Here is a 3,326-nt window from a genome sequence, read left to right on the forward strand (position 1 = left end):
GGTGTGAAGGATGCCGTCGTCGGATGTCTTGTCGGCGCCGATGATCATCTGAGTCGACTGGCCGCCCGGCGCAAAGCGTTCGCGCTTTCTGGTCTTCAAAGTCGGCTCGGCCTTCTCCTCCATCTTCTGGCGCAGCCTGGCCATGGAAAGCCGGATTGTCTCCGGCTTCTTCTCGGGCGCCAACCGCTTCACACCCTCGTCGGTCGGCAGTTCGACATTGATCGATAGCCGGTCGGCATAAAGCCCTGCCTTCTCGACCAGTTCCGCCGAACTTTCCGGGATCGTCTTCAGATGAATGTAGCCGGAGAACTTCTCCTCCACGCGCAGTCGGCGTGCCACCTCGACCATCTCGCCCATGGTCTCGTCCGGCGAGCGGACGACGCCCGAGGACAGGAACAGGCCTTCGATATAGTTGCGCCGGTAGAAGTCCATGGTCAGCTTCACCACCTCGTCGACGGTGAAACGGGCGCGCCGCACATTGGACGACGAGCGGTTGATGCAATAGCTGCAATCGTAGATGCAGAAATTGGTCAGCAGGACCTTGAGAAGGGAAATGCAGCGGCCATCCGGCGCATAGGAATGGCAGATGCCCATGCCCTCGGTGGAGCCGATGCCGCCTGATTTCAGCGAGTCCTTTTTCGCTGCACCGGAAGAGGCGCAAGAGGCATCGTATTTGGCGGCGTCGGAGAGGATCGCCAGCTTTTCACGGACGGTAAGTGCGCTCATCTGTTCATGATATGTTCTAAACAGGAGATCCGCTACCTCATTTGATGGAGGCGGCGAAAAAGTGATCGCCGCCCATCATGAATCCATCAAACCTCGTGCAGATAGAGGTGGTAATCCAACTCGCTGACCGTGCGTGCCACCCGCAGATATTCGGACTGTTTGATCGCCACGAAGGTCCGGTGCAGGTCCTCGCCGAGCGCGTTCTTCAGGAAGCTGGACGTCCGCGCCGCTTCGATCGCGGCGCGCCAGTCGACAGGCATGGTCGTGCGCGTGACCGCTGCCTCATAGCCGTTGCCGGTCGTTTCGGGTCCCGGATCGAGACCTTCGTCCATGCCCTTGATGATTCCGGCGAGCACGGTTGCGGCGATCAGGTAGGGATTGGCGTCGACGCCGGACGGCCGGTGTTCGATGCGCCGGTTCTTGGCGTCGCCGGCCGGCACGCGCAGCGCCACCGAGCGGTTGTTGACGCCCCAGGTCGGCGCCACCGGCGCATAGGATTGCGAGACGAAACGCCGCCAGGAATTGGCATGCGGTGCAAACACCAGCATCGATTCCGCCATGGTCTGGATCAGGCCGCCGAGCCCCTGCAGCAGCGGCAGCGACCAGCTCTCGCCCCCAGCTTCGGCAAAGACGTTTCGGCCGGCCTTGTCCTGCAGCGAAACATGGAAATGCATGCCCGAGCCGGCATATTTCTCGATCGGCTTGGCCATGAAACAGGCGGTGACGCCGTGGCGGCGCGCCTGCGCCCGCACAAGCCGCTTCAGCATGACCAGATCGTCGGCCGCCCGCATCACATCCTTGCGGTAGTTCAGCGTCAATTCGTACTGGCCGGGCGCATATTCGGAAATCACCGTCTCGGCCGGAATGCCTTGCGCCTTGGCCGCGGCATAGATGTCGGAGAACAGCGGCTCCATGCCGTGCAGATGGTCGACCGAATACACTTCGGTCTTGCCCGAGACGCGGCCATCGAGCACCGCGCGCGCCGGCTGCACCTTGCCGTCGGCGTCGCGCTCATTGGCCAGCAGGAAGAATTCGAGCTCGAAGGCGCCGGCCGGATAGAGACCTTTGGCCGCCAGGATCTCCACCTGCCGAGCCAGCGCCAGGCGCGGATCCGACGACATCGGTCGGCCGTCGAGCATGTACATCGCCATCAGCAACTGGCCGCGGGGCGGGCTCGTACCGTAGAGCGGCACCAGCGTGCCGGGGATCGGCCATGCCCTGAGGTCGCCATCACCGGTCGTCCAGATCAGTCCGGTCTCGTGCACATCCTCGCCGGTGATGTCGAGGCCGAGGATCGAGATCGGCATATGGCGGCCGCCCTCGAAGATGCTCTTCAGTTCATGCCGGCGCACGATCTTGCCACGGCCGACGCCATTGGCATCGGTCAGCACGATATCGAAGGCCTCGATCTCGGGATGGGCGCCGAGAAAGGCGTGCGCCTCGGCAGGTGTCGAGCCCGAAGGTGAGGTTATCATGGCGTTGGGGTGGTCCATCGCCGCTTGTCTCATGCCGCAAGCTTCGCCGCAACCGCGCCGAAGGCGGTGATCAGCCGGTTGACCTGGGCAGCCGAGGTCGCCGGCGAGATCAGCATCATGTTGTGGAAGGGTGCGATCAGCACGCCGCGATTGACCAGCGCGACATGGATGGCGGCCTCCAGTTCCGGTGCATGCGCCATTTCCGCCTCGGCGCCATTGCGTAGCGGACCGGGCGCACAGATGAACTCGACACGAGCGCCGACGCGGGAAACATGCCAGGGCAGGCGATAGCGATCGATCACGCCGGTCAGCCCGGCATCGAGCCGCCGCGCCAGATGATCCATGCGGTCGTAGTTTTCCTGCGTCATCACCTCTTCGAGCGTGGCGCGCATCGCCGCGAACTGCAGCGGGTTGGCCGAGAGTGTCGTGCCCATGCCGGAATAGCCCGGCTCCTTGGTCCTGTTGTAATCCGCGTAGCGTGAGGCAACGTCGTCGCTCATGCCCCAGACACTGGCCGGCACGCCGCCGGCGATCGGCTTGCCCAGCACGAAGAAGTCCGGGTCGAGACCATATTTCCTCGTGTAGCCGCCGGGGCCGGTCGAGATCGTGTGCGTCTCGTCGATCAGAAGCAGCGTGCCGGTTTGGCGTGTCAGTTTGCGCAGGGCGTCATGGTAGCCCGGATCGGCCAGCACCATGCAGGAATTGGTCAGCACCGGCTCGGCGATGACGCAGGCGACGTCCTTATCCCTAAGCGCGGCTTCGAGTGCTGAAACATCGTTGAACTCGATGACCTTGGCCGTGCGGGTCAAGTCGCGGAACTCGCCCGCCAATCCCGGCCGGTTGACGGGCTTGCCGTCGATCAGCCGCACCATCGTTTCGTCGACCGAGCCATGATAGCAGCCGTTGAAGACCAGGATTTTTTCGCGGCCGGTGACGGCACGGGCAACACGCAATGCAAAGCGGTTGGCGTCGGTCGCCGTCGTCGCGATCTGCCAGAACGGCAGGCCGAAGCGCTGCTGCAGCAGCGGCCCAATGGCCAGCGCATCTTCCGAAGGCAGCATATAGGTCAGGCCGGACGCGGCCTGACCTATATGCTGCCTTCGGAAGATGCGCTGGCCATTGGGC

At 63.5% G+C, this 3,326-nt stretch carries 3 protein-coding genes; all 3 read right to left on the reverse strand.

Annotated elements, in window-relative coordinates:
• The coding region (locus EN964_RS29525) for a putative DNA modification/repair radical SAM protein (protein WP_127277077.1) at positions 1–726 on the reverse strand (726 nt) is incomplete at its 3' end.
• An 86-nt stretch (positions 727–812) separates the two neighbouring features.
• Positions 813–2,234: a glutamine synthetase family protein gene (locus tag EN964_RS29530; RefSeq protein ID WP_372958882.1), complete on the reverse strand. Its 1,422-nt coding sequence runs from the start codon at positions 2,232–2,234 to the stop codon at positions 813–815.
• Positions 2,231–3,326: transaminase (locus EN964_RS29535; protein ID WP_127277079.1), on the reverse strand; the 1,096-nt coding region annotated here is incomplete at its 5' end. The genes EN964_RS29530 and EN964_RS29535, both read right to left, overlap by 4 nt.

It is taken from the genome of Mesorhizobium sp. M7A.F.Ca.CA.001.10.2.1 (assembly GCF_003998575.1).
In the GTDB taxonomy this organism is placed as follows: domain Bacteria; phylum Pseudomonadota; class Alphaproteobacteria; order Rhizobiales; family Rhizobiaceae; genus Mesorhizobium.